The 24,570-nt window shown below is 39.7% G+C and carries 21 protein-coding genes; 15 read left to right on the forward strand and 6 right to left on the reverse strand.

Annotated elements, in window-relative coordinates:
- Position 1: 1 nt before the first annotated feature.
- The 3 genes from G7092_RS16690 to G7092_RS16700 form a co-directional block, all read right to left on the reverse strand.
- Positions 2 to 4,378 (reverse strand): CusA/CzcA family heavy metal efflux RND transporter, encoded by a 4,377-nt coding sequence (locus G7092_RS16690; RefSeq protein WP_166091162.1) that lies wholly within the window; start codon positions 4,376 to 4,378, stop codon positions 2 to 4.
- Positions 4,379 to 4,457: 79 nt separating this feature from the next.
- Complete coding sequence (locus G7092_RS16695) at positions 4,458 to 4,772, reverse strand: DUF6660 family protein (RefSeq protein ID WP_166091163.1); 315 nt, start codon at positions 4,770 to 4,772, stop codon at positions 4,458 to 4,460.
- Positions 4,773 to 4,962: 190 nt separating this feature from the next.
- Positions 4,963 to 5,931 carry an ester cyclase gene (locus G7092_RS16700; RefSeq protein WP_166091164.1) on the reverse strand — a complete coding sequence of 323 codons (969 nt, stop codon included), beginning with the start codon at positions 5,929 to 5,931 and terminating at the stop codon, positions 4,963 to 4,965.
- Between the two features lie 107 nt (positions 5,932 to 6,038).
- Between G7092_RS16700 and G7092_RS16705 the strand changes: the two genes are divergently transcribed.
- The 4 genes from G7092_RS16705 to G7092_RS30800 all read left to right on the forward strand — a co-directional run bounded on the left by G7092_RS16705 (position 6,039) and on the right by G7092_RS30800 (position 9,431).
- Positions 6,039 to 6,398, forward strand: a complete 360-nt coding sequence (locus G7092_RS16705) for a winged helix-turn-helix transcriptional regulator (protein ID WP_166091165.1) — start codon at positions 6,039 to 6,041, stop codon at positions 6,396 to 6,398.
- 423 nt (positions 6,399 to 6,821) lie between these two features.
- The gene (locus tag G7092_RS16710) at positions 6,822 to 8,078 is read left to right on the forward strand and encodes a tyrosine-type recombinase/integrase (protein ID WP_166091166.1); all 1,257 of its coding nucleotides are present in this window, start codon (positions 6,822 to 6,824) and stop codon (positions 8,076 to 8,078) included.
- Positions 8,079 to 8,174: 96 nt separating this feature from the next.
- Positions 8,175 to 8,549 carry an Arm DNA-binding domain-containing protein gene (locus G7092_RS16715; protein WP_166091168.1) on the forward strand — a complete coding sequence of 125 codons (375 nt, stop codon included), beginning with the start codon at positions 8,175 to 8,177 and terminating at the stop codon, positions 8,547 to 8,549.
- A 6-nt stretch (positions 8,550 to 8,555) separates the two neighbouring features.
- A complete protein-coding gene (locus G7092_RS30800) occupies positions 8,556 to 9,431 on the forward strand; it encodes a tyrosine-type recombinase/integrase (RefSeq protein WP_317170008.1) in 876 nt (291 codons plus the stop codon).
- 59 nt (positions 9,432 to 9,490) lie between these two features.
- Here the strand turns inward: G7092_RS30800 and G7092_RS16725 are convergent, their stop codons facing one another.
- Positions 9,491 to 10,678 carry a site-specific integrase gene (locus tag G7092_RS16725; protein WP_166091170.1) on the reverse strand — a complete coding sequence of 396 codons (1,188 nt, stop codon included), beginning with the start codon at positions 10,676 to 10,678 and terminating at the stop codon, positions 9,491 to 9,493.
- Positions 10,679 to 10,749: 71 nt separating this feature from the next.
- Positions 10,750 to 11,085 (reverse strand): helix-turn-helix domain-containing protein, encoded by a 336-nt coding sequence (locus G7092_RS16730; RefSeq protein WP_235953885.1) that lies wholly within the window; start codon positions 11,083 to 11,085, stop codon positions 10,750 to 10,752.
- A 74-nt stretch (positions 11,086 to 11,159) separates the two neighbouring features.
- On the opposite strand from G7092_RS16730, the gene G7092_RS16735 reads away from it, so the two are divergent.
- The 4 genes from G7092_RS16735 to G7092_RS16750 all read left to right on the forward strand — a co-directional run bounded on the left by G7092_RS16735 (position 11,160) and on the right by G7092_RS16750 (position 17,383).
- Positions 11,160 to 11,375 carry a helix-turn-helix domain-containing protein gene (locus tag G7092_RS16735; RefSeq protein WP_166091171.1) on the forward strand — a complete coding sequence of 72 codons (216 nt, stop codon included), beginning with the start codon at positions 11,160 to 11,162 and terminating at the stop codon, positions 11,373 to 11,375.
- 384 nt (positions 11,376 to 11,759) lie between these two features.
- Complete coding sequence (locus G7092_RS16740) at positions 11,760 to 14,582, forward strand: type I restriction endonuclease subunit R (protein ID WP_166091172.1); 2,823 nt, start codon at positions 11,760 to 11,762, stop codon at positions 14,580 to 14,582.
- A gap of 1 nt (position 14,583) precedes the next feature.
- Positions 14,584 to 16,128, forward strand: coding sequence for a type I restriction-modification system subunit M (locus G7092_RS16745; protein ID WP_166091173.1), 1,545 nt, complete (start codon positions 14,584 to 14,586; stop codon positions 16,126 to 16,128).
- Positions 16,129 to 16,168: 40 nt separating this feature from the next.
- Positions 16,169 to 17,383, forward strand: a complete 1,215-nt coding sequence (locus tag G7092_RS16750; RefSeq protein WP_166091174.1) for a restriction endonuclease subunit S — start codon at positions 16,169 to 16,171, stop codon at positions 17,381 to 17,383.
- On the opposite strand, the gene G7092_RS16755 is transcribed toward G7092_RS16750, so the two are convergent.
- Complete coding sequence (locus G7092_RS16755; protein ID WP_166091175.1) at positions 17,376 to 18,572, reverse strand: restriction endonuclease subunit S; 1,197 nt, start codon at positions 18,570 to 18,572, stop codon at positions 17,376 to 17,378. The genes G7092_RS16750 and G7092_RS16755 overlap by 8 nt on opposite strands.
- Before the next feature lie 88 nt (positions 18,573 to 18,660).
- On the opposite strand from G7092_RS16755, the gene G7092_RS16760 reads away from it, so the two are divergent.
- The 7 genes from G7092_RS16760 (at position 18,661) to thcA (ending at position 24,569) form a co-directional block, all read left to right on the forward strand.
- Positions 18,661 to 19,587 carry a tyrosine-type recombinase/integrase gene (locus G7092_RS16760; protein ID WP_166091176.1) on the forward strand — a complete coding sequence of 309 codons (927 nt, stop codon included), beginning with the start codon at positions 18,661 to 18,663 and terminating at the stop codon, positions 19,585 to 19,587.
- 217 nt (positions 19,588 to 19,804) lie between these two features.
- Positions 19,805 to 20,689 carry a nucleoside triphosphate pyrophosphohydrolase family protein gene (locus tag G7092_RS16765; protein WP_166091177.1) on the forward strand — a complete coding sequence of 295 codons (885 nt, stop codon included), beginning with the start codon at positions 19,805 to 19,807 and terminating at the stop codon, positions 20,687 to 20,689.
- A gap of 9 nt (positions 20,690 to 20,698) precedes the next feature.
- Positions 20,699 to 21,694, forward strand: a complete 996-nt coding sequence (locus G7092_RS16770) for a nucleotide kinase domain-containing protein (protein ID WP_166091179.1) — start codon at positions 20,699 to 20,701, stop codon at positions 21,692 to 21,694.
- Positions 21,695 to 22,183 carry a TIR domain-containing protein gene (locus G7092_RS16775; RefSeq protein ID WP_166091180.1) on the forward strand — a complete coding sequence of 163 codons (489 nt, stop codon included), beginning with the start codon at positions 21,695 to 21,697 and terminating at the stop codon, positions 22,181 to 22,183.
- 2 nt (positions 22,184 to 22,185) lie between these two features.
- Positions 22,186 to 22,800 carry an Nmad2 family putative nucleotide modification protein gene (locus tag G7092_RS16780; RefSeq protein WP_166091181.1) on the forward strand — a complete coding sequence of 205 codons (615 nt, stop codon included), beginning with the start codon at positions 22,186 to 22,188 and terminating at the stop codon, positions 22,798 to 22,800.
- Between the two features lie 51 nt (positions 22,801 to 22,851).
- Positions 22,852 to 23,991 (forward strand): Thoeris type III anti-phage system protein ThcB4, encoded by a 1,140-nt coding sequence (gene thcB4, locus G7092_RS16785; RefSeq protein ID WP_202985343.1) that lies wholly within the window; start codon positions 22,852 to 22,854, stop codon positions 23,989 to 23,991.
- Positions 23,973 to 24,569, forward strand: coding sequence for a Thoeris type III anti-phage system protein ThcA (thcA, locus tag G7092_RS16790; RefSeq protein ID WP_166091183.1), 597 nt, complete (start codon positions 23,973 to 23,975; stop codon positions 24,567 to 24,569). Before thcB4 ends, thcA begins: the two co-directional genes overlap by 19 nt.
- The last annotated feature ends 1 nt before the right edge of the window (position 24,570 follow it).

Consider the following 24,570-nt stretch of genomic DNA (forward strand, 5'->3'; position numbering starts at 1 on the left):
TTTATTTTCCTTTGATGTATTGAATTTGTATGGCCGATTGATTTAAGCGGCTTACTGTTTCGAGGTAAGTAAGCTTGGTTTGTATAGCGGCCGATGTATTTTGAATATATTCGATATAGCCTATTTCGCCTAAGTTGAAGGACACCTGTGCTATTCTTAACTGTTCATCGGCTTGCTTTAACCCACCCGAGGTATAATATTCTACCGCCTGTTTAAATTTTTGATATTGTTGTAGCTCCTGCTCATATTGGGTGCGGAGCTGTTGATGGGTTTGCTGATAATTAATCTCGGCCACCTGTGTGGCTATTTTTTCTGAACGGATACGTGCTGTATAGGCCTTACTAAAAACAGGCACAGAAATACCTACCTGGAAACCACCAATGCGTGTACCGGGCGAATAACTCCGGTTAATGTTGGCCGGATCAAACCCGGGAATGAGCAGCTGCTGGTTATATCCCAAAGTAAAGTCGGGCATCAACCGCGATTTTTCAAGAGCTACTTTTGCCCTGGCCACTTCAATTTGCTGCAGGTTCATGCCCAATTGGGGGTTGCTAGTTACATTGGCTGTGTTTGACTGGAGATCAATCAGTAGGGGTAAAGCGCTTTCGCTCACCAATACAGGCTCATCTATATTTAATAATTGTTGTAGAGCCAGTTCATTACTGCGTAAGTCTGCCTGAGTACCTATCCTAAGGGCTTGAATTTCCTGGTACTTATTACGCGCGCTGATCACTTCCAGCGCAGATGTTTCGCCCGTTTTTCGCCTTATCTCGGCCTTTTTTACAAAGCCGGAGTAAATGCTATCCTGGTGGTCCAAAACCCGCAGCATTTCCCGGTTCAGGAGATAGGCATACCAGGCGCTACGTACCAGCCTAACAATATCGGCCCTTGTTACAGCGTCAGAACTTTCGGCCAGCTGGGTTTGCTGATTCAACAGTTTTCGCTGATTTTTATAATAGCCTGGCCAGGCAATGCTTTGTTTTACACCGATACTGTTATCAATATTGCCTCCACTGGTAGGGTCCTGTGTAAGCAAAAATTCTGTCTTGGGTAGGTCGGCCGATGATTTTTGTAAAGCCCTGGCCTGATCAACCGATAACCCTGCAGAGCGTATCTTCAGATTTTGAATTAAAGCTTTGGCTATAGCGCTATCCAGCGTTAAGGGTTGATTGTTTTGTGCGTTTGCCTTGGGTATACCCACTAAGGCCAGTATACCTGCAACTAAAATGGTTAATACAGCCTTGGGTATTTTTATTTTACTTATCTCTTTACGGTTAAATAACAGGTACAGGCAAGGCAAAACAAACAGCGTTAAAAACGTGGCAGTAACCAGGCCGCCTATAACTACAGTTGCCAACGGTTTTTGCACTTCGGCACCCGCGCTTGACGATAAAGCCATAGGCAGGAAACCCAGTGAGGCTACAGAAGCAGTCATCAGTACGGGACGTAACCTGGTTTTGGTGCCTTCCAAAACACGGTCATAAATATTGCTCATGCCTTCTTCTTTCAGCTGATTGAAATAGCCAATGAGCACAATGCCATTAAGAACCGCTACTCCGAACAGGGCAATAAAACCAACCCCGGCCGAGATACTGAAAGGCATGCCCCGAAGCAGTAAGGCCGCTACGCCACCCATGGAAGCCAATGGGACAGCCGTAAAAATGAGCAAGCTTTCCTTAACCGAACGGAAGGTGACATACAGTAATACGAGTATAAACAGTAAAGCGGCGGGCACGGCGATAGCCAGCCGGCTTTTTGCAGCCTGCAGGTTTTGAAACTGTCCGCCATAGGTCATGTAATAACCTCCAGGTAGTTTTATCCGGCCAGCCAGCTTGTTCTGAATTTCGGTTACGGTTGATTCTACATCGCGGCCCTCTACATTAAAACCTACATAAATGCGACGCTTGCCATCCTCACGTGAAATTTGTGCAGGCGCATCTTTGATGCCAATGTCAGCTACCTGGTTCAGCGGTACTTTATTGCCAGATGGGAGGGGGATCAACAGATTCTCCACGTTGGTAATGTTTTCGCGCAGGTTGCGGTCCATGCGTACCACCATATCAAAACGTTTTTCGCCTTCAAATACAACACCGGCCACATTACCGGCAAAGGCAGTTTTTAGTATCACATTTACATCGCTGATATTCAAACCATATTGGGCCATCTTATCACGGTTGTAGGATACCTGTATCTGGGGCAAACCAATTACCTTTTCGACAAAAGGCTGAGTTACACCTTTTACTGTCGAAATTTCCTTCGCTATTTTGGCAGCCTCATCGGCCAGTACATCCAGATCCTCACCATATATCTTAATGGCTACATCCTGCCTGATACCGGTCATCAGTTCATTAAAACGCATTTGCATAGGCTGTGAAATAGAGGCGTGAATGCCAGGGATTTCCTCCAGTGCGGCTTCCATTTTAGCAGTCATCTCCTGGCGGGTGGTTGCTGTTTTCCATTCGGCTTTGGGCTTCATGGCCAGCATCATATCACCCCGTTCAATAGGCATGGGGTCGGTGGGGATTTCGGAACTACCGATACGGGTAACCGCTTGTTTAATCTCCGGGAAACGATCTTTCAATAATTTCTCCGCTTTGCCAAAGGTTTTAACCACTTCAGAAAGGGATGTACCCTGCATCATCGAGATTTCTACGGTGAGATCGCCTTCTTCCAGTGTCGGTATAAACTCACCACCCATGCGGCTGAATGCCCATATCGAGATGCCGAATAATATAAAAACCACCGCTACGGTCAGCATTTTTACCTTTAACACAGCCACCAGCGCATGCTGATAAATGCGCTGTAAAAAAGTGATGATGCGGTCGGAAATATTGATTTTGTGTACCGTGTTTTTACTCAGAAACAAGGCGCTGGCCATGGGCACATAAGTAAGCGAGAGGATAAACGCGCCCAAAATGGCAAATGCCACGGTTTGGGCCATCGGCCGGAACATTTTACCTTCAATACCAATGAGCGATAGCAGCGGAAGATAAACAATGAGGATAATGATCTGCCCGAAAGCTGCCGATTTCATGAGCTTGCCGGCGCTATTTTGTACCTCGTTATCCATTTGTTCGGTACTGAGCTTTTCTATCGATTTCTTTTGATATTGGCCACTGGTAATGTGATGCACCACGCTCTCTACAATAATTACTGCTCCGTCCACAATAAGTCCGAAGTCGATAGCGCCCAAACTCATGAGGTTTCCCGAAACACCGAATAAACGCATCATCAAAAAGGCGAACAGCATAGCCAGCGGAATAACCGAAGCAACTACCAAACCAGCCCTGAAATTGCCTAACAGAAGCACCAATACAAAAATTACGATCAGTGCGCCTTCCAGCAGGTTGCGTTTTACGGTGCCGATGGCCCGGTTAACCAGTTCGGTGCGATCAATAAAAGGCTCAATAGTTACGCCTTCGGGCAGCGACTTTTTGATCTGCACCATGCGTTCCTTTACGTTTTTGATCACCTGGCTAAAGTTTTCGCCTTTGAGCATCAGGGTGACACCGGCCACTACTTCGCCGCCGCCATTTCGGGTTACTGCGCCATAACGGGTGGCACTGCCAAATTGTACGGTGGCAATATCTCGTATCAAAACAGGCGATCCCTTCACGTTTTTAACAACGATCTTTTTGATATCATCCAGGGATTTTACCTGCCCCAGGCCACGGATAAAGTAAGCGTTGTTGAGCTGTTCGATATAGGAGCCGCCTGTGTTTTCGTTGTTTTTCTGTAAGGCAGTATATACATCTGGAATGGTAAGTCCCAGCGAGTTAAGCTTATCGTTGTCCAGTGCTACTTCGTATTGTTTAACAAAACCGCCCCAGCCGCTTACTTCGGCCACCCCAACGGTGCCTGCTAATTGTGTACGAACGAGCCAGTCTTGAATGGTCCGCAGGTCTGTAGCGGTATACTTTTGCTCGTAGCCTTTTTGAGGGTGAATTACATACTGGTAAATTTCCCCAAGTCCGGTAGTTATGGGGGCTAGTGTTGGCTCGCCAAGGTCTGCGGGGATACTGCTTTCGGCTTCTTTCAATTGGGCCGTTACCTGCTGACGCGCCCAATATATATCAATATTGTCTTTAAAAACTAGGGTTATAACGGATATACCCGAACGGGATATAGACCGTTTTTCGACTATCCCGGCAATATTAGCCATAGATAATTCAATGGGAGCGGTAATAAATTGCTCCACTTCCTGTGCACCCAGATTGGGTGCCTGCGTAATGATCTGTACCTGGTTGTTGGTAATATCGGGTTGCGCGTCGACCGGTAGATTGGCTGCGGAATAAATTCCGGCAATTACCAGCAGCAGCGTCATGATTCCAATAGTTACCTTGTTCCGGATAGAGAACGCGATAATATGATCAAACATGAAATTTTATTAAATTAATGCGACAATCCATGCCTCGTCATTGGTGATGACGGGCAAAAAAATTAAAAGGAGATTCGTATTAACTTAATTGCGGCGGCTGCCAGATGGCGATATCCTGCTCAGATAAAGCCGGAATGATCAGATCGGGATAGGGAACAAAAGTATTTTGCTGAAATGATGGAATATATACCTGCTGGTCAATATCCCTAACACTTGAACAGCAGGAGCAGGAGCAAAGCGGTGTACAAGATTCGCGGCTGCAACCTTTATTACCATCATGTGCCTGCCTGATGGTCAGGTGTGTTTGAGCCCATACAGCATCATCCCTGTCCTGACACGGCATAACCGACAGGAGGGAAACGTATAGGCTTATGATGATGGCAATATATTTCATCTGGCCACAAAGTTAGGCTATTTATGCCAAAAACTCAACGGTTATTATTGGAGGCTAAAAAGGAGGGAAGGGAATCCGGATTTATTTCATGAAAAAGGGCTTCACAATTTGTGAAGCCCTTTTTATTATCCGGTATCTTTTATTTCAATATGTACCCGAAATCTATCTATATATAGATTTTATTATTAAGTTATAAACCCTGTACTATAAGCATTAAATCATTCCTGCTCCATTGGTCGGTGATCTTACCATCTTTTAGAATATCCATTTCAATTACATGCAACGTTATAGCTTTGCCTGTGGGAGTTTTATCCATGAACTCTCCTGTATGTGTGGCGGTGACGGTTTTAAACAGCACCACTTTGTCGCCTTCTGCTATTACCTCGTCTATTTGCACTTTGATATTGGAGAAACCTTTATGAAAGGATGAGGCAAATTGAATTACCCCATTTGCCCTGTCGTCAAGAAGGCCATTGGCTGGTGCTGTATGATTTGCGAATCCATTTGCTAAAAACTCCTTTAAATTGTCTGTATTAGCCAATTCAAAGAGTTCAGTATTGAATTTAATCACCGTTTGTTTATTCTTTTCTATTGCAGCGTTGCTTTCGGTATTGTTTTTATTGCTCGGATATTTATCATTTTTGGTCTTTTTTTCAGGTTCTATTGCTGCCCAATTCCCTAGCAGAGCTTGCATATAGTCATTCTTGGCCCAATAGTCGGTGATTTTTCCGTCTTTTATGATTGCTATCTCAATAGAATTTAAAGTGACTGTTTTTCCAGAAGGGGCATTCCCAAAGAAGGGCCCGGTATTCGTGGCTGTCATTGTTTTTCTCAAGGCAACTTTATTGCCTTCGGCCACTACCTCGTGTACCTCGAAATGAATATTTGAAAACCCTTTGTGGAATTCAGAAGTAAATTTTATCATCGGCGAGGCATCGTCGGGGGCATTAGGCGGAGGCGTATGGTTTACGAAGGTTTCCGTCAGAAGTACTTTTGCGATAGCAGTGTCGCCATTGCCAAAGAACTCTCTGTTAAATTTAATAAATACTTGTTTGTTGTTTTCTAATGTCATGTTTTTTTGTTTTGAAGTTTGCGCGAATGAAATAGTTGTCAAGCAACTTATCATTGACATGGAAATAATATAGACTGCCTTTTTCATGTTGTATTAATCATTTTTTCGTGTTGCAAAACTGAATAATGCGCTTTATATTTGAAAGAGCTTTCCAAATGTAAAGCGCTTTCCTTTGTGAAACTATATTGAATTTTATGCCTCAAAAAAAAGAAAAAACTGAACTTCCAGTTGTGTGTAAAGTGAAAATGCGTTCTGTCCGGGATACAATGGATATCTTAAGTGGGAAATGGAAGATCCAAATAATAGCGACGCTTGCGTTCGGATCCAATTATTTTATGAATTTGCAGCGCCAGATTGACGGAATTGGTTCCAAAATGCTCTCCAAAGAGCTACAGGAATTGGAAGCGAATGGATTGGTTAAACGCATTGTTTATGACACGAAACCCGTTACTGTACAATATGAACTTACGGATTATGGTAACACTATTATTCCCATTATTAATGAAATTGCCGCCTGGGGAGGAGCGCACCGGGCGAAAATTTTACAAGATTGATGTCTTCATTAAAATTTTAAAAAGGCATGGTCTATCGAACTTAATTTAGTGAGGTAAAATCAATGATAATCTTTCTGAAAGAGGTCTTAAGGTCGTGCTGTTTTTACCTCAAAGATGATAGCTTTTTCAATAAAAAAAACCTCTAAAACGTTGATTTTAGAGGTTTTTTTAAATCAGTGGAGAATATCGGAGTCGAACCGATGACCTCTTGCATGCCATCCGAAAAGTGACAAACTTAAAATGGTTTAAAATAGTTATAAATATCACTGATAATCAAAATTTTATGATATTTATATGACTTATTGACTATTGTTTTTTTGTCCATTTTAACGATCTTTGTTTTATCAATGGTTTATCACAAGACATTAGGTAAACTATAGCATGACGGTTTGCATGCCAGGATAATATAAATTTTTAATCGCTATGGAAATAGCAATTAAGCCCATTCTTTGGACCTATAGAGAAATATTAGAGACTGAAAAAAATTACGTAATTGGCGAACATGAAGTACGGATCCGGTTAACTCAAAACCGGGACTCCAAGTACCTATCAACCGGCTATAGCAGCTCGGTTGATAATTGGGATTCTGTACAAGGGGTTCCCAAGATGAGCCATCCTCATTATGTAGCCTTGATAACTCGAATAAAGAAATTTATCGATGATATCAATTACGAAATAAAATCGGCAGAAAAGGCTGGCCGGTTAATTACTCACGTCGAAATTAAAGCCCGGTTAAATAATCAACTTAAACAACCGGTCGTTATTGGTAAGCCCAGTAAAATTTTGGCTTATATCAAGTATTTGATCGACTATTATGATTCCGTTGATAACCCAGGCTATGCAAATGTGTTCTATAATAACAGGCTGACTGTAAAAAAGCTTTTAAAAGATAAGGATAAGATGTTCGTCGCCTTTACTAAGGCAGATCACGAAGCTTATGCAAAACAAATAGCAGGAACTTCGGAATCAACGCAAAGTCATTATCTCCGGACATATTATAGAATATGGAATCTTGCCATAAAAGATGGATTGGCAACGCAGGACCATCACCCTAAAAACATCATTAACTTTAAGGCTTATAAGCGCATCCGGACGAAGAAACGCTCTATCAAATCTGATTTTTGGGAACGGATCATGAAACTTAAACTGGCGAAAGGCACCAGGATGCACCGTTCTCATTTATTAATGCAATTCATGTACTATTCGAGAGGTATGAATTTTAATGATATGCTTAAGCTGAAGAAAGAGCAATTTGTTAATGATGGTATTCAATATAAACGCTCAAAAAATAAAAGGAAATACGATTTTGAATTGCATCCTAAAGCAGTTGATGTCATTAAAATATTTGAAATACATTTTGAGCAATCAAATGCCGGTTTTATTTTCCCTTTCCTTATGGCGGAACACGACACTGCAAGGAAGATTGACACAAGGATTGATTCGGCTTTAAAGGATTTCAATGAGGATTCACAAGCTATGGCAGAAGCTGTTGGTTGGAAAAAGAAATTTACCTCCAATGCTTTAAGACATGGTTTTGCAAGTCATTTGAATGAAAAAAACGTTGATATCAAAATCATTCAGGATGCACTAGGTCATGAGACACAATCCCAGACAAAAGTCTACCTGGACGACATTGACGATAGTATTATTGCCAACGCAATAAAGGAAGCCTTAAAATAATTTTAAGATTGGTTTACAGGGTTGTAAACTGTCGATTACATACAAATCTTGTCTATTATTTGCTCCTGGGGTTACTTAGGGGCAAATAATAGATTTATGGAAATTTTCATCAAACCAGTCCTCTGGACTTATAGAAGCATTACAAAAGGAAAGAAAAACCTTGTTGAGGGAGAATATGGCGTCAGGATAAGAATGACACAAGCCCGTGTTAATACCTACATTTCAATTGGTTTTAGCAGTTCACTCAAACAATGGGATAATAAAAATAACTATCCGCGATTAACACATCCAAAATATAAGGAACTTGCTGTCAGGATTGATAAAATTATAGATGATATTCAGTTTGAAATAAAATTAGCAGAAAGGGCCGGGAGATATATAAATCCTAAACAAATAAAAGCCGCAATTACGAATAGCAGTCAAAGCTTTAATAAAGTCACTAAGCCCAATAAAATCCTTGAGTATATTTAGACCATTATTGACCAATACGAAGAATCAGATAATCCGGGATATGCAAATGTATTTTGGAGTTGTAAGCTTAGTGTTCAGAAATTGCTCAATAATAAAGATTGCACATTCATGGAATTCACCAAAGCACATCATGAAGCTTATGAGCGACAGATCTCAAAGAATTCAGAGTCTACTAAGAGTATTTATCTAAGAACGCTTTACAGGGTTTGGAATCTTGCTATTGCAGATGAGATCGTAACTAAGGAATACCATCCAAAAAGACACATAAAATTCAAGGTCTATAAAAGGATCCGCACCAAGAAGCGATCTATCAAATCCGTTTATTTCCAACGCATATTAAAACTAAACTACCCAGAAGATAGCCGGGAATACAGATCACACCTATTATTACAGTTTATGTATTATGCCAGGGGTATCAATTTCAATGATATGTTGAAACTGAAATTTGACAGCCTTCAAAATAATGGTCTGGTCTATAAACGTTCAAAGAATAAAAGGGATTATAACTTTGAACTGCACCCTAAAGCGATGAAGATTGTAAATACATTTCTGACCTATCCTGTTCAATCTGATGCGGGGTATGTCTTTCCATTTATCTTCCAAGCACATGATACCGCAAGAAAGATCCATACCCGTATTAAATCAGCCTTAAAAGATTTTAATGAAGATGCCAAAGCTATCGCCAATGTTGTCGGATGGGAGATCCAGTTCACTTCGAATTCTCTCAGGCACGGTTTTGCAAGTCATCTAAATGAAGCAAACGTTGGCATTAGGATTATCCAAGAGGCTTTAGGGCATGAAACCCAATTACAGACTCAAACTTACCTCGACGATATAGATGGTAGCGTTGTTACCGAAGCAATAAATAATGCGTTATTGTAAATGCTACTTTAATTATCAATAGCTTTGCGGAAGAGGAGAAACAATCGGTATGATAAATTTCAATCGATTTCCTCTTCCGTTAGAAAGAGCTCCTGGCCAACATATTTTTTCTTTAGCGGCTTCATGTCTCTGCTGACCTTGGTGTCGGTTATGCGGGCATATAACTGAGTAGTATTAATACTTTTATGTCCAAGCATCTGTCCTACAGTTTCAATCGGAACCCCGTTGGTCAGTGTTACAGTAGTTGCAAAAGTGTGCCGGGCGCAATGAAAAGTCAGCCGTTTTGTCCAGCCCATCATGCTGGTTATATCTTTGAGGTAGGCATTAGCCTTTTGATTGCTTATTTTAGGTAGGATAAAATCTTCATCCAGAATTCTCGGATAATCTTTATAGTGTTCAACAAGACGCAACGCCGGGCTCAATAGGGGAACTCTTACGCGATTGTTATTTTTCGTCCTGTAGGTCTGAATCCAAAGTCCACCATCCTCACCTTTCAATATATCAGCCCGTTTAAGCTTAACCGTATCGGCATAGGAAAGACCGGTGTAGCAACTAAAAAGAAATAAATCCCTTACAATATTAAGCCGCCTCTTCCTGAGCCGCTTTTTTGCTAGCTCATTAAGTTCATTGCTGGTCAGATATTCCCGATGTACTTCCTCATGCCTTACCCTATAGGCGATGAATGGATCACGTTTTACCCATCCAATCTCATAAGCTATCTTTATCACCGTCCTTAACTTTTTGACCATCTGTATAGCGGTATTAATCTTAACGCCGTAGTCCGTTTTAAGGTAGTACTCGAAATCACGTACAAACCGATAATCTATCTCGTCCAAACGAATATCGTCGGCTTTATTTTTCATGGCGACGTACTTTTTAATAACTCTGTAAACCGTCTTGTATTTGGCAAGTGTTCCCGGGGTATAATCCTTCCCCAGTAGCCCAGCTATTTGATTTGTATGATAGCTCCACGCTTCTGACAGCATTTTTGGCGGATCAATTTCCTCGCCCTGCATCAGCTTGCGGATATGTACTGCCTGAAATGGCTTTCCCGAAGTGTAGAGTTCAAGCCTGCAGGAATAAGCTCTTGTGTAGAGCACATCCAGCCAGGCATTGGTAATACGGGCCTCCTCTTTATTTCCTCTGATCCGTTTAGTCTGACCGTTCCATTCTTCACGCAAGCATCTCTTTCCGGTTGACCATTCCTCGCGCTGTCCATTAATGTTCAGTCGGATGTAGATGTGCAATAAAGTGTTCAGCTTATTTTTAGGTGCCTTCAGAAGAAAAAGCACACTGAACGTCTGCGACTGCGCAGGCGTTATGGCTTCCTTTTCGGGCTTTTTTTTTCAGCCCCGGAAAGCATTTTGTCAATATCCTCGGCTTTATAAAAGAATATCTTACCGACCTTATTATGGCTTATGGTTCCGGCGACCCGCATATTCTGCAAAGTACCGGCAGATATATTTAAAAGCTTTCGCACGTCTTTACTCCTAAGCCACTTTTGCTGTTGCAGAGTTTGCGCTTCCTTGAGCGGTTTTAAGATTTCGAATAGCTCGTTTTTAAAATTCTCAAGGTCCTTTTTGGTCAATAAATCGTCTGGAGTCACATTCAAATATTTAGAAAAACAGGACAAATGTAAAGAAAAGCCGGACATAAAAAATAAAATTATTTAGATTTCCCAAACATCTGTACATTAAACTCATAAAATATTCCAGAAAAACGTTATTCATGACAGAGTTCGGTCTTTATCTTGCAAAAAAATCCGTTAATAAAGCGGAGGTTTCCCGTAAGACAGGAATCGGCAAATCAAGATTAAGCGAATTGGCCATGAATCCCTCAGCAAGATTAAGAGCAGACGAGCTATATTTGATCGCCTTGGCAATTGATTCAGATCCGGCCGAAATTTTAAGCCACTTGTTTAAAGGCCTAAAACTTAAGGAATAATCTGACTGAATATGTTAGATCGTTATTAAAGCGTACGTGGTATTTCTGCCGCCACCGGGTTCTTTTTCCAATATAATTATTCTACGCAATAAAGTCAGCCGCCAGGGAACCCAACCGCACTAAAAATTTGACTTACTGTTGTTCGCGGAATACTTTTGCAATGACGGTCACGATCATGAATGATGTCCCGATCGAAACGATAGGCCAAATGCTGAGCCATAAAAAATTGGCAACAGCGCAGCTATATACAGGAAATCATAGTTGAACAATTCTCGTCACCGAGTTGTTGGCACAAGGATGAAGATGTTACAAAGTAATTGTCAGCTGTTTTCTGAAGTCAATTGGTTAATTTAAATTGGTATGTTTACGTAATGATTTAACCTTATGACAGCCCAGAGTGAACAGATATTAGAAAATGGTCTCATCAAAACTTTACTGGAGATTGGCTATGAGCAAGTTGTGTTGAAGGAAGAGGAGAACCTGTACGCGAACTTTAAATCACAACTTGAAAAACATAATAAAAAACAACTTGCGCTAATTGGCCGAACAAAGTTTTCGGACAAAGAATTTGAAAAGATACGAATTCATTTAGAAGGCGGTACACGCTTTGAGAAGGCTAAAAAGCTACGAGATCTTTACCCTCTGGAAACGGAAGATGGAGAACGGGTTTGGATTGAATTTTTGAATAAAATTAAATGGTGCCAGAATGAGTTTCAGGTTTCTAATCAGATAACGGTCGAAGGACGGAAGAAATGCCGATATGATGTGACCATTTTGATCAACGGTTTACCATTGGTTCAGATAGAACTCAAAAAAAGAGGCCTAGAGTTAAAGGAGGCATATAATCAAGTACAACGTTATCATAAAACATCTTTTGAAGGTTTGTTTGATTATATCCAGTTGTTCGTGATATCCAATGGGGTTAATACTCGCTATTTTGCTAATAATCCGAATGGAGGCTACAAGTTTACCTTTAACTGGACGGATGCAGAAAATACTCCATTTAATGATCTGGAAAAGTTCGCCAGCCATTTCCTGGAGAAATGCAGTCTAGGTAAGATGATCAGCAAGTACATTGTGCTGCATGAGGGCGACAAAAGCTTGATGGCACTTCGTCCTTATCAATACTATGCAGTAGAAAGGATTCTTGACCGGATCGAAAACTCCACTAAGAATGGTTATATCTGGCATACCACGGGTGCAGGTAAGACCTTAACATCCTTTAAAGCTGCACAATTGGCCTCGGAAATCGACGGTATCGATAAGGTGATCTTTGTCGTGGACCGACGGGACTTAGATACGCAGACCCAAAGTGAATATGAATCTTTTGAGCCTAAAGCGGTTGATAGCACCGACAACACCTATGAGCTGATCAAACGCTTGAGCGGGAATTCGAAAATCATTATCACGACTATCCAAAAACTGAACAATGCAGTAACACGCGATCGATATAACAAGCATTTACAAAAAGTTCGCGACCAAAAGGTTGTCATGATCTTTGATGAATGCCACCGCAGCCAGTTCGGGGATTCGCATAAAAACATCCGGCGCTTTTTTAACAACCTTCAATTTTTCGGTTTTACGGGTACGCCTATTTTTAGTGAAAACGCGAATGAACACACCACCGCTGAAGTATTCGGGGAATGTCTACATCGTTATCTGATAAAGGATGCCATTGCTGATGAGAATGTTTTAGGCTTTCTCGTCGAGTATTACAAAGGCAGGAATGAGGCTGGGGAGGATTACATGAACCAGGTACGGATGCAGGAAATCGCTAAATTTATACTGGCCAATTTCCACAAGTCCACTTTCGATGGAGAATATAATGCAGTCTTCGCCACTCAATCGGTCGCTGCGTTATTGAAATATTACAAGTTATTTAAAGAGTTGCAGCCTAAGATTAAGATCGGGGCAGTGTTTACCTACGAAGCGAACGTTAGTCAGGATGATGAATTTACAGGGATCAATCAGGGCTTTGCTACCGAATCCGTGGCTGCTGATGAGTTACAATTGATTATTGATGACTACAATGGAATGTTCGCCACTTCTTTTAGCACGGAGAATTTTGGCGCTTATTACGATGATGTCAATCTCCGAATGAAAAAGAAAAAGCCAGACATGGAGCCGCTGGACCTATTGCTGGTGGTCAATATGTTTCTTACCGGATTTGACGCCAAAAAACTCAATACATTGTATGTAGATAAGAATCTGGAATACCATGGGCTAGTTCAAGCATTCAGCCGTACAAACCGGATATTGAATGAAAAGAAGCGTTTCGGTAAAGTGATCTGCTTCCGTAACCTTAAAGACAATGTGGATGCTGCTATTCGGCTTTTCAGTAACAACCAGCCCAACGAATTCATTATTCGTGAACCATTCGAAAAGGTCAAGCAGGAGTTGAATGAACTCATGACTGATTTCAAAAAGAAGTACCCGGAAGTGCAATCTGTAGATGCCTTACAAAGCGAATATGATAAAAAAGACTTCGTGCTTGCTTTCCGGGAGATCATTAAAAAAAGAGCAGAGATCCAAGTTTATGAAGATTTTGAAGCTGATGATAAATCGTTTGCAATGTCAGAGCAAGAGTTCATGGATTTCCGTAGCAAATATCTCGACATCGCTATCGGGCCGATTAAATCACCTGTCGATCCACTGTCTGTAGTAGCTGAACCGCAAGAACCATACGGTGAAGAAGTGACGCTGGACGATATCGACTTTTGTCTGGAGTTGTTGCGCAGCGATGTGATCAATGTAGCCTATATCCTGGAACTCATCGCCAACCTGAATCCATCAAGTCACGATTATGAGCAGCAAAAACGGCAGATACTGGATACCATGATCAAAGATGCGGGCATGCGTAACAAGGCCAAACTAATCGATGGTTTCATGCGGCAAAATATCGATAACGACAAGGACGGTTTCAACAAAGCCAAGGCAGATGGCACCATGGATCTGGAGACCCGACTTGCTGCTTACGTAACACAAGAACGGGGTAAAGCAGTACAAGATCTGGCGCAAGAAGAAGCAATCGAAGTTGGTGCGCTGAATAACTTTTTGGCGGAATATGACTACCTCAAACGTGAAAAGATGGAGATCGTTCAAGAAGCAGTACGCCAAAGAAAGGCGGGCTTGATCGAACGCCGCACGATCCTGGATCGGGTGGTCAAAAAACTGCGTAATATTATTGATATCTATAATTGGGATTAATATGAGTGAAGAACTACAACAACGACTACGCACCCAGCTTTGGATGGTGGCTAATACGTTAAGAGGAAATATGTCGGCAAGCGACTTTATGTATTTTTCTTTGGGATTTATATTTTACAAATACTTGTCAGAAAAAATAGAACTCTATGTTAATAAGGAGTTAAAAGCTGATGGTCTCTCATTCAAACAAGCTTGGGAAGGCAATGACGAAACGTTAAAGGCAGCCATCAAAGAAACCAGTATGCAGGACCTAGGATACTTTGTCCCACCTGAACATCTATACTCTAGCATGATTGAGCTAATCGGGAAGAAGGAGAATATCCTGCCAGCTTTGGAGCGCTCAATGAAAAGGATCGAAGACAGCACCGTCGGACAAGATAGTGAAGAAGATTTTGGAGGTTTGTTTTCCGATATCGACCTTGCCTCTCCTAAACTGGGGAGAACGGCTGATGACAAGAATCGCCTTGTAAGCGATGTGCTTCTGGCATTGAATGGCATTGACTTTGGTTTACAGGATGCTCACGAAATCGATATTCTAGGTGACGCCTATGAATACATGATCTCTCAGTTTGCGGCAGGGGCAGGTAAAAAAGCAGGAGAATTCTATACCCCACAGGAAGTTAGTCAGATATTGGCCGACATTGTGACCACCGGAAAACCTCGATTAAAAGATGTTTATGATCCTACCTGTGGCAGCGGTTCGTTATTGCTTCGTACCGCGCAAAATGGGCATGCTGACGTGCTCTATGGGCAGGAAAAGAATCCAACCACCTTTAATCTTTGCCGCATGAATATGTTGTTGCATGGTGTCAAATACAATAATTTTGACATACGTAACGGGGATACTTTAGAAGCGAATGAGTTTGGCGACCGTCAATTTGATGCGGTAGTAGCCAACCCTCCTTTTTCCGCGACCTGGACTGCCGCTTCAAAATTCAACGGTGACGACCGCTTTAGCTCCGCAGGCGTATTGGCACCCCAGTCTAAAGCTGACTATGCATTTATTCTGCACATGATTCATCATTTAAATGAACAGGGTACTATGGCTTGTGTAGCTCCGCACGGTGTTTTATTCCGGGGGAGTTCAGAAGGAAAAATTCGCCGCTTCCTGATCGAAAAGAAAAATTATATTGATGCCATCATAGGGCTGCCTGCTAATATTTTTTACGGTACCAGCATCCCGACCTGTATTATCATCGCTAAAAAATGCCGCAAACAAGATGATAATATCCTGTTCATCGACGCCAGCAAGGAGTTTGAAAAGGTCAAAACACAGAACAAACTCCGGAAGGACCACATGGAGAAAATTGTTGAAACCTACCGAAATCGCACCGAAATCGAAAAATACAGCCACTGTGCCTCCCTACAGGAGATTGCAGAAAACGATTACAATCTCAATATTCCCCGCTATGTCGATACTTTCGAAGAAGAAGAAGAGATTGATATCCAGGCCGTCATGCGTGAAATTAAAGAACTTGAAGCCCAACGCGCTGGCCTTGACCAAGAAATCGAGGTTTATCTAAAAGAACTTGGACTTGTTTTTTAACCATCCTTAATGTTCACAGCTAAGAAACCAAACCATCAAGATGGCGAGTAAAACAAATAAAATGGCCAATGTTCCAAATTTGAGATTCCAAGAGTTTGAGGGCGATTGGGAGAAAAAAAATTTGGGAGACGTGGCTGACATTAGTAGAGGGAAATCAAAACATAGACCAAGGGATGCTGCATTCCTCTATGGCGGGAAATATCCATTCATACAAACGGGAGACGTAAAAAGTGCAGGGTTATATTTATATAAGTACACGCAGACCTATTCCGATGCCGGGTTAAAGCAAAGTAAATTATGGAATGAAAATACCTTGTGCATCACAATTGCTGCAAATATTGCAGAAACAACTATTCTGAAAATCAAAGCCTGCTTTCCCGATAGTATAATAGGATTGATCCCATATAAAAATAAAGCGTCCGTGTTTTTTATAAAACATCAGTTTGATAAATTTAAAGTTGATGTACAAAAGCTTTCTCAGGGAATTGCTCAGGCTAATTTAAATCAAGAAAAGCTATCCAACATTCAATTTTGGTTTCCATCACTGGTCGAGCAACAGAAAATTGCATCTTTTCTTTCATTAATAGACCAACGAATTGAAACCCAAAACAAAATAATTGAGGAACTTGAATCTTTAAATAGTTGTTTACTTGAACGAATATTTTCAAAACAGCTGCGATTCACGAATGCGGAAGGCAGAAGTTACGAGGAATGGAGAGCAATGACGTTGGGCGATATTGGCGATGTAAAAATGTGTAGAAGAATATTTAATCAGGAGACAGCAGTTATTGGTGAAATACCCTTTTTCAAAATTGGTTCTTTCGGTAAAACAGCTGACGCTTATATCACCCGTGAATTATTTGAAGATTATAAGAAAAGGTTTTCATTTCCAAAAAAGGGGGACGTCTTAATCTCCGCAGCAGGCACAATAGGTAGAATAACTGTTTATACAGGTGAAGATGCCTATTTTCAAGATTCTAATATAGTTTGGATTGACAATGATGAGTCAATAGTCATCAATGATTTTCTATTTTACGTCCTCAAGATTGTAAAATATAATACTGAAGGAGGAACGATTCAACGATTGTATAATAATATATTAAAGTCAACAAAATTTTCCTGTCCTTGTCTCCATGAACAACGTGAGATTGCCAACTTCTTTTCGAGATTATATCAAAAAATTGAAGTTGAAAAGACAGTATTGAAAGGTTACGAAAAACAGAAGCAATACCTTTTACTTAATATCTTTATATAAAAAGGTGTTGTAAAAGATACTGCTTCTGTAGAATCAATTTCTGCAATACACGTGATTCTGCATCAACTTTCTTATCTAAAGTATCTAGAAAATCAGCAATCTTGTTTTGCTCAGCAATGCAAGGGAGGAAAATATGTTTCAATTTAATTTCCATCGAAGAAATTCCTTTAATTGAAGTGCCTTGTGTACTCGACGCTGCTTTTTTCATCTCTATAGAAAGTAGATATGTAAGGAATAAGCCGTTACAACTGAATTTATGCATATTCAAAAAATCTTGACTGGTACAAAGGTTTTTTTCTGAGTAAGCAACTTTCCCAACACCTACTCTTGAAACGATTAAAATTACAGGAGCCGCAAAAAGTTTAGTTGCTGAGTTGATGATAGCACTTTCGGTGATAAATCTCGTAATATTTATTGAATGAATATCATTTTCAGATAGATCTGAAGATGATATCCAAGGAATATTGCCACTCCAAAAACTTGAATTAGAAGAGGCAGGAGTGCCTCCACCTGAAAACTCTCCAATATCTTCTAGCTTCTTCCATTCCCATTTGGGAAAATCGTTTCCTCTGTTATCTGTAAATTTCAATTTCCCTGAAAATATCCTTTTAGTTACCGCCGCTTTTAACACGTTTAACTCCTCAATTATTTTGTTTTGGGTTTGAATCCTTTCGTCAATTAACCAAAGGGTTTTTGAGATTTTTGATTGCTCAGATTTATTTGGTAGCAGTAAAGACAGACTTAAAAGGCTGTTGGAATCAAATTTTCCGGCACCAATACCAGTAGATGTTACCATATCTTTTAATATGGCTTCTTTTGATTTAAACCAATATAACAAAAACAGTGATGTTGTTTTGTCATTAGCAACTATGCCTTTTACATCCTGGTTAAATGCTACATCAACTTTGTTGTAACAAATTGGAATCTGCTTCCACAGCATACTACCTCGGACTAACAATAATAAATTGCCTTTTTTAATAAGTTTAGATCCACTTTTCAGCCCCTCTATTGTTATGTATTGGTGACTGTTTGATATGACTGTATCATGCATAGAACTCGCCGAGATAAACGGGATATTACCTCCCCAGTACTCTGGTCGTTGCATGGATGGTGTTCCGCCACTACTCATTAAAACAGCGTCGTTAAGAATCAATTCCTCCCAATGTTCTTCAAACTCTTGGAATCTCAAATTTGGAACATTAATTACATATAGTATTTAATCTTTTGAGCTTCTTTTCTTTGCCCGATAATCTCATTTAATAAAACCTTTAAAAATCATGACCGAACAAAAGAAAATTTCAGAAATCATTGATCTGTGGAAAGCAGATAAAAAGCAGTATGTTAAAAGATCAACTTACTCAGCCTATATGCTGTTGGTAGAGAACCATCTTAATCCGGCATTTGGCCGGAAGGACCATGTAGAAGAGGCTGATGTGCAGGCATTCGTTTTTCAAAAACTGGATGACGGATTGAGTCATAAGTCCGTTAAGGATATTTTGATTGTGTTAAAAATGGCTTTGAAATTCGGCGCTAAACATAAGTGGCTAGAATATCGCCCATTTGACATTCAGTTTCCGACGGAAAGAGAAAAGAATAATGTAGAGGTGCTCAGCCGCACTGATCAAAGGAAAGTAATGAATTATGTACAGGAACATTTTACCTTTCGCAACCTCGGCATTTATATCTGTTTGAGCGCAGGCGTCCGCATCGGTGAAATCTGTGCATTGACTTGGGACGACGTCGACACTGATAATGGCGTTATAAGTGTCAGGAGAACCATCCAGCGAATTTATACCATTGATGAGGGGATTCGTAAAACCGAAGTGATGATTGATACGCCAAAAACGAAGAATTCCATACGAGAGATCCCGATGAACCGGGATCTGCTGAAAATGCTTAAACCAATCAAAAAGATTATCAATCATCAATTTTATATTTTGACCAATGATGCCAAGCCCACCGAACCGCGTACATATCGCAGTTATTACCAAAAATTCATGCGGACGTTGAATATGCCAATACTCAAATTCCATGGTTTACGCCATAGTTTCGCAACACGCTGTATAGAAAGTAAATGTGATTATAAGACCGTCAGTGTGCTCTTAGGTCATTCCAATATCAGTACAACATTAAACTTATATGTCCATCCTAATATGGAACAGAAAAAAAAATGCATCGAACAGATGTTTAAAGCAATAAGGTAGTTCAACTTGAAAGGTCTTTGGGCCTGACCAAAGACCTTCATTATCAGAATGATATATTTTATGGGGATAATATTAGTATTGTTTATTTAAAACAAAATTGGTTATATTTGATATAACCAAGCCTATCCAAATACTTTAACTCCATTCAGCAATACTTGCTGTTTAAGATCCCAAGTAATTTCTAGGAGGTTGCCCCAATGATTTAAACCTGCTAATAATGGATTTCAATTTTTATCAAGAAGAAGCAAAAAAGACTATACAGAAAAATGCATCTAGGAACAATGACACGGAGATCGTGCCTTTTCTAGGAATTATTGGCGAGATTGGTTCTGTTGTAAGCCAACTGAAGATAAAGTTAAGAGTGGGGGATTCTTATGTTGCTTATAAGAAAAAGCTCGGTGAGGAGCTTGGTGATGTATTGTGGTATCTGTCAACTATAGCGACACAGAATGATTTGACTTTGGATGACATTGCATCTAAGAATTTGGACAAAATTTGCGACCGGTTTTTAACTGATGAATCGGATAAATATGTTGATTTTGATCATTCATTCCCGGCAAATGAAAAATTTCCGGAGGAATTTGAAATCGAGTTTGTCGCATATGAGGAAGAGGGTAAAAACAAATTAAAAATCATTGATAAGCGTGACGATCAAATGATCGGCGATCCACTTACTGATAATACATACGAAGAAGATGGTTATCGTTTTCATGACATATTTCACTATGGTTACCTGGCAGTACTCGGATGGTCTCCTGTATTACGTAAATTATTGAAGATAAAAAGAAAAAGTGATCCTGAAATTGATGAAAACGAGGACGGAGCAAGATCCCAAATCACAGAAGAATTGATTTCCCTTTATATTTATCATCATGCTTTAGATCATAACCTACTTCAGTATGGGACAAGTGTAGATTCTGGCTTAATCAAGCAAGTTCAAACTCTTGTAAAAAACACTGAAGTGAAAGAGTGCAGTGGCAAACAATGGGAAAAAGCTATTTTGAATTCCTATGAAATATTTAATAAGCTACGAAAAAATAACGGTGGTCGTGTTTTAGTCAGCCGAAAGAACAGAGCATTAATTTTTTTAGGTATCCATTAAGAGATTTAAATGTCAATTATCATAAATAAAATAAATAAACCTAAGCCGTCAATCGTTTTTGACACTTATTGGTATTTTGCGGCTGAACGACAAAAAGTATTTTTTAATAGGTTTTCTGATTCATACCCCCCTTGGTCAAAAGATCCGATAATTCAACATTATAAGTTTACAAATGCTTATCGTATTACAGATAGGGTTAGCCAGTACTTAGTAAAGAATATTATTCATCAAGGAGATCAAAAGCCAGAAGAACTCTTATTTCGCATATTGTTATTTAAACTCTTTAATAAAATTGAAACCTGGGAGTTAGTAGAAAAGAACTTTGGAGAAGTTCGATTTGATACTTATGACTATGCTATTTACGACCAAATTCTAACTACTGCCCGCGAGCAAGGGCTCGCAATCTATTCTGGTGCGTATATTATGGCTTCGGCAAAAAGCGCATTTGGATTCAAGTATAAACACCAAAATCATCTTAAGCTACTTGAGCTGATTATGGAGCAAAATACTTTTCAACGATTGCTAAACTCCCGATCTCTGGAAGCGCTTTATCAAGAACTTTTAAAATTACCATCGATCGGTTCATTTCTGGCCTATCAATATGCGATTGATATCAACTATAGTAATTTGACTGACTTTTCCGAAATGGAATTTGTAAAAGCTGGTCCAGGAGCAAAAGATGGCATCAGAAAGTGTTTTTCGGTTCAGGATGATCTATCTGATGAAGATATTATCAAATGGATGGCTGATCGCCAAGAACAAGAATTTCAACGTTTAGAAATCGATTTCAAAGATCTTTGGGGTCGGCCTTTGCAGTTAATTGATTGTCAAAATCTTTTCTGTGAAGTAGATAAATATGCGCGTCTGGCACATCCTGAAGTCCGTGGAATTTCTGATAGAACACGCATTAAACAAAAATTCAAACCGACCGGGTTAAAACGAATAAATTACTGTTTTCCCGAAAAATGGCAGTTAAAAGAAATTGATTTACCTAATTCTCATTAAATGGCAGGTTCGTATAACATTTTTATAAGTCATAAAGGTGAAAATGACGCTCAGGTTCAAGGTTTAAAAAACAGATTGAAGAACGCGGGCTATGATGTCAGAAATTTTTCCGTCGATAGCACTAATCATAGAGATGGTCGGCGCCCCACAGACACTGTTATTGCACGTTTATTAAGAATGCGGGTTAGCTGGTCCAGTACATTGATTTGCCTGATAGGTTCGGATACGCACACCAGCAAGTATGTTAACGACGAAATTAAATATGCGCATGATCAAGGAAAGAGAATTGTAGGCATTTATGCGCATGGTTCAGCAAATGCTGTAGACCTACCTGAAAACTTTAAAAAATATGGGGGAACACCTTTAGGTTGGAACTCTTTAGACAAATTATGCGATGCTATCGAAGGCAAAAAGATGCCCGCAGAAAATGCTGATGGAACACCGCGTACACCTATTGTCAATATTACTAGGGTAAAATGTTATAGTTAAAAATGGGATATTATTCATACAAAATTGAACATGACTTCGGTCTTGCACCTAATCCTTTCGGTAGTTACTGCACGTTAGCAGTCTGTAAGCCGGATATTCGTAGAAATAAAAAACTTCAGTTGGGGGACTGGATATTTGGAACAGGTAGTGCCAAGTTAAAAAATCTTAATTACTTTATCTACGGTATGCAGGTAGAGGAGAAAATTACGCTCGAACAATATTGGGATGACCCAAGGTTTCAGTATAAGAAACCAATTCTAAACGGCAGCCTAGTGGAACTCTATGGGGATAATTTCTATCATCGCGATGCGAAAACAAACGACTGGATACAAGAAGATTCAGCTCATTCTTTAGATGGAGGTGTCGTTAACGAGGATCATTTAAAGGCTGACACTGGTGGTGAGTTTGTGCTTATCTCCAAAACTTTCTATTATTTTGGAGATAAGGCATTTAAGATTCCCGATCAATTCTTGGAAATATGTAACCGAGGTAGAAATGTAAAAAGTAATGCTATCCCAGCGCTTGTCGCTGACCAATTTATTGCGTGGCTATCTCAAAATTATACATTAGGCATTCATGGTGATCCAATAAATTGGACAAGCATCCATTTTTCATAGGTTTATCTATTTATATAATCTTAATTGATGACGTACGTATACCAAATAATCGTGTTAGGAACTACCAACCCGAGTACTGAAAAAATAATAAAATTATTTTTCGAAAAGATTGCTGATTTGGAACTTCAGCCAGAGTTTTACAAAGTAATAACGAGTTCGGAGATAGGTCAGGAATATAAGGGAAACCAGCCTGCATTTGTGTTGTATTTCGGGAATGAAGAAGATCATAAAGACGTGGATATTCTTGACCACCTTTTAAAAGATGGAAATATAATTTTACCAATTTTTAAGAAATCGTTTTCGAAAGAGATACCTAAGATTCTGGAAAACCAAAATGGTCTTTTATACGACGAGTCATTAGATGAAAAAATCGTTAACTTAATTTTAGAAAGTTTTGGCAAATTAAGAAATTCGAGAAAAATATTTATCAGTTACAAAAGGGACGAATCGACTTCCGTTGCCATTCAGCTATATGAGGCATTAGAGAAAAGCAATTTCGACGTATTTTTAGATACGCATTCCATCAAACAGGGTGAGCCTTTCCAGGATGAGCTGTGGCACCGCATGACTGATTGCGATGTAATTGTGATACTCAACACATTAAATTTTTTGACCAGTCAATGGTGTGAAAAGGAAATTGCCGAGGCCAATGTTAAACAAATTGGTGTTCTTCAATTGGTTTGGCCAAGTCATACTTTAGAAAAAATGGCGCAACTTTGTTACCCCACTTTATTGAAGCCTGAAAATTTCGAAAATAATCTTTTTGATAATAAAGATTTATCCAAATTAACGTCATTAACCGTAAAAAATATAGTCCAGCAAGTAGAGTCTATTCGGGCAAGGAATTTGGCGGCACGTCAGGACAATTTAATCACCGAATTTTTAAATATTGCTCGTAAATTTGGTAAGCAAGTCAATCTTCAGCCGGAGAGGTTTATAACGGAGGATATTGCTGATCAAAAAAGACGCATCTTTATACCTTCAGTTGGTATACCGCAATCCATTGATTGTAATCAATCCTCTGAATTAAAGAAGGAAATCAGGGAATATTCAGTCGATGAAGTTTATCTCATTTATGATGATGTTCGTATTAGGGAAAAGTGGCTGAAACACTTGAGATACCTGAACGAATATTTGGACGTGAAAACTATAAAAAAACAGGAATTTGACTCATGGCTGCAGAACAATTGAAAAATATATTCTTATCTGCGAGTGTCCCTTTGGAAGAAAGGGATCTAAAATATTTCGACACCGCCGATATCATCGCGATCCGCGATGCGGTGATTGCTTTAACCCAAACGGTCTTACCTCAGTATCGTTTAATTTGGGGCGGTCACCCCTCAATTACACCTTTGATCAATTACGTAATGGAGAAGTTTGATTTAAACATCCAGGCTCATGTCACCATATATCAAAGTTTGTTTTTTGAAAAATTTTTTCCAGCCGACAATAATAAGTTCGAGAATATCATTTTCACAGAAAATCTAAATGATCGAGACGCGAGCGTCGCAAATATGCGGAAACAAATGTTTACCGAAAATGACTTTGTGGCTGGTGTGTTCATAGGGGGCATGGAAGGAATAGAAGATGAATTTAAACTTTTGAGAGAATATCATCCGAACGCGTTGTTGCTTCCTATTGCAAGTACAGGCGCAGCGACTCAAATTGTTTATGATACTATTTTGCCTGAGGGGATGAAAAATGAAAGACTGCGAAAAGATTATGGCTTTATGAGTTTATTCCAGGAACTATTAATCGAAAGAATTTAAT

Origin of the sequence: Mucilaginibacter inviolabilis (assembly GCF_011089895.1) — a bacterium.
Classification (GTDB): Bacteria; Bacteroidota; Bacteroidia; order Sphingobacteriales; family Sphingobacteriaceae; genus Mucilaginibacter; species Mucilaginibacter inviolabilis.

Bases quoted from the DNA above. Each gene is read 5' to 3' on its own strand.
- G7092_RS16760 (WP_166091176.1), top strand. From the start codon at position 18,661: ATGACCGAACAAAAGAAAATTTCAGAAATCATTGATCTGTGGAAAGCA.
- G7092_RS16775 (WP_166091180.1), top strand. From the start codon at position 21,695: ATGGCAGGTTCGTATAACATTTTTATAAGTCATAAAGGTGAAAATGAC.
- G7092_RS16730 (WP_235953885.1), bottom strand. From the start codon at position 11,085: ATGTCCGGCTTTTCTTTACATTTGTCCTGTTTTTCTAAATATTTGAAT.
- G7092_RS16740 (WP_166091172.1), top strand. From the start codon at position 11,760: ATGACAGCCCAGAGTGAACAGATATTAGAAAATGGTCTCATCAAAACT.
- G7092_RS16710 (WP_166091166.1), top strand. From the start codon at position 6,822: ATGGAAATAGCAATTAAGCCCATTCTTTGGACCTATAGAGAAATATTA.
- G7092_RS16735 (WP_166091171.1), top strand. From the start codon at position 11,160: ATGACAGAGTTCGGTCTTTATCTTGCAAAAAAATCCGTTAATAAAGCG.
- G7092_RS16700 (WP_166091164.1), bottom strand. From the start codon at position 5,931: ATGAAAAAGGCAGTCTATATTATTTCCATGTCAATGATAAGTTGCTTG.
- G7092_RS16750 (WP_166091174.1), top strand. From the start codon at position 16,169: ATGGCGAGTAAAACAAATAAAATGGCCAATGTTCCAAATTTGAGATTC.
- G7092_RS16745 (WP_166091173.1), top strand. From the start codon at position 14,584: ATGAGTGAAGAACTACAACAACGACTACGCACCCAGCTTTGGATGGTG.
- G7092_RS16770 (WP_166091179.1), top strand. From the start codon at position 20,699: ATGTCAATTATCATAAATAAAATAAATAAACCTAAGCCGTCAATCGTT.
- G7092_RS16705 (WP_166091165.1), top strand. From the start codon at position 6,039: ATGCCTCAAAAAAAAGAAAAAACTGAACTTCCAGTTGTGTGTAAAGTG.
- G7092_RS16780 (WP_166091181.1), top strand. From the start codon at position 22,186: ATGGGATATTATTCATACAAAATTGAACATGACTTCGGTCTTGCACCT.
- G7092_RS16765 (WP_166091177.1), top strand. From the start codon at position 19,805: ATGGATTTCAATTTTTATCAAGAAGAAGCAAAAAAGACTATACAGAAA.
- G7092_RS16715 (WP_166091168.1), top strand. From the start codon at position 8,175: ATGGAAATTTTCATCAAACCAGTCCTCTGGACTTATAGAAGCATTACA.
- G7092_RS16690 (WP_166091162.1), bottom strand. From the start codon at position 4,378: ATGTTTGATCATATTATCGCGTTCTCTATCCGGAACAAGGTAACTATT.
- G7092_RS16695 (WP_166091163.1), bottom strand. From the start codon at position 4,772: ATGAAATATATTGCCATCATCATAAGCCTATACGTTTCCCTCCTGTCG.
- thcA (WP_166091183.1), top strand. From the start codon at position 23,973: ATGGCTGCAGAACAATTGAAAAATATATTCTTATCTGCGAGTGTCCCT.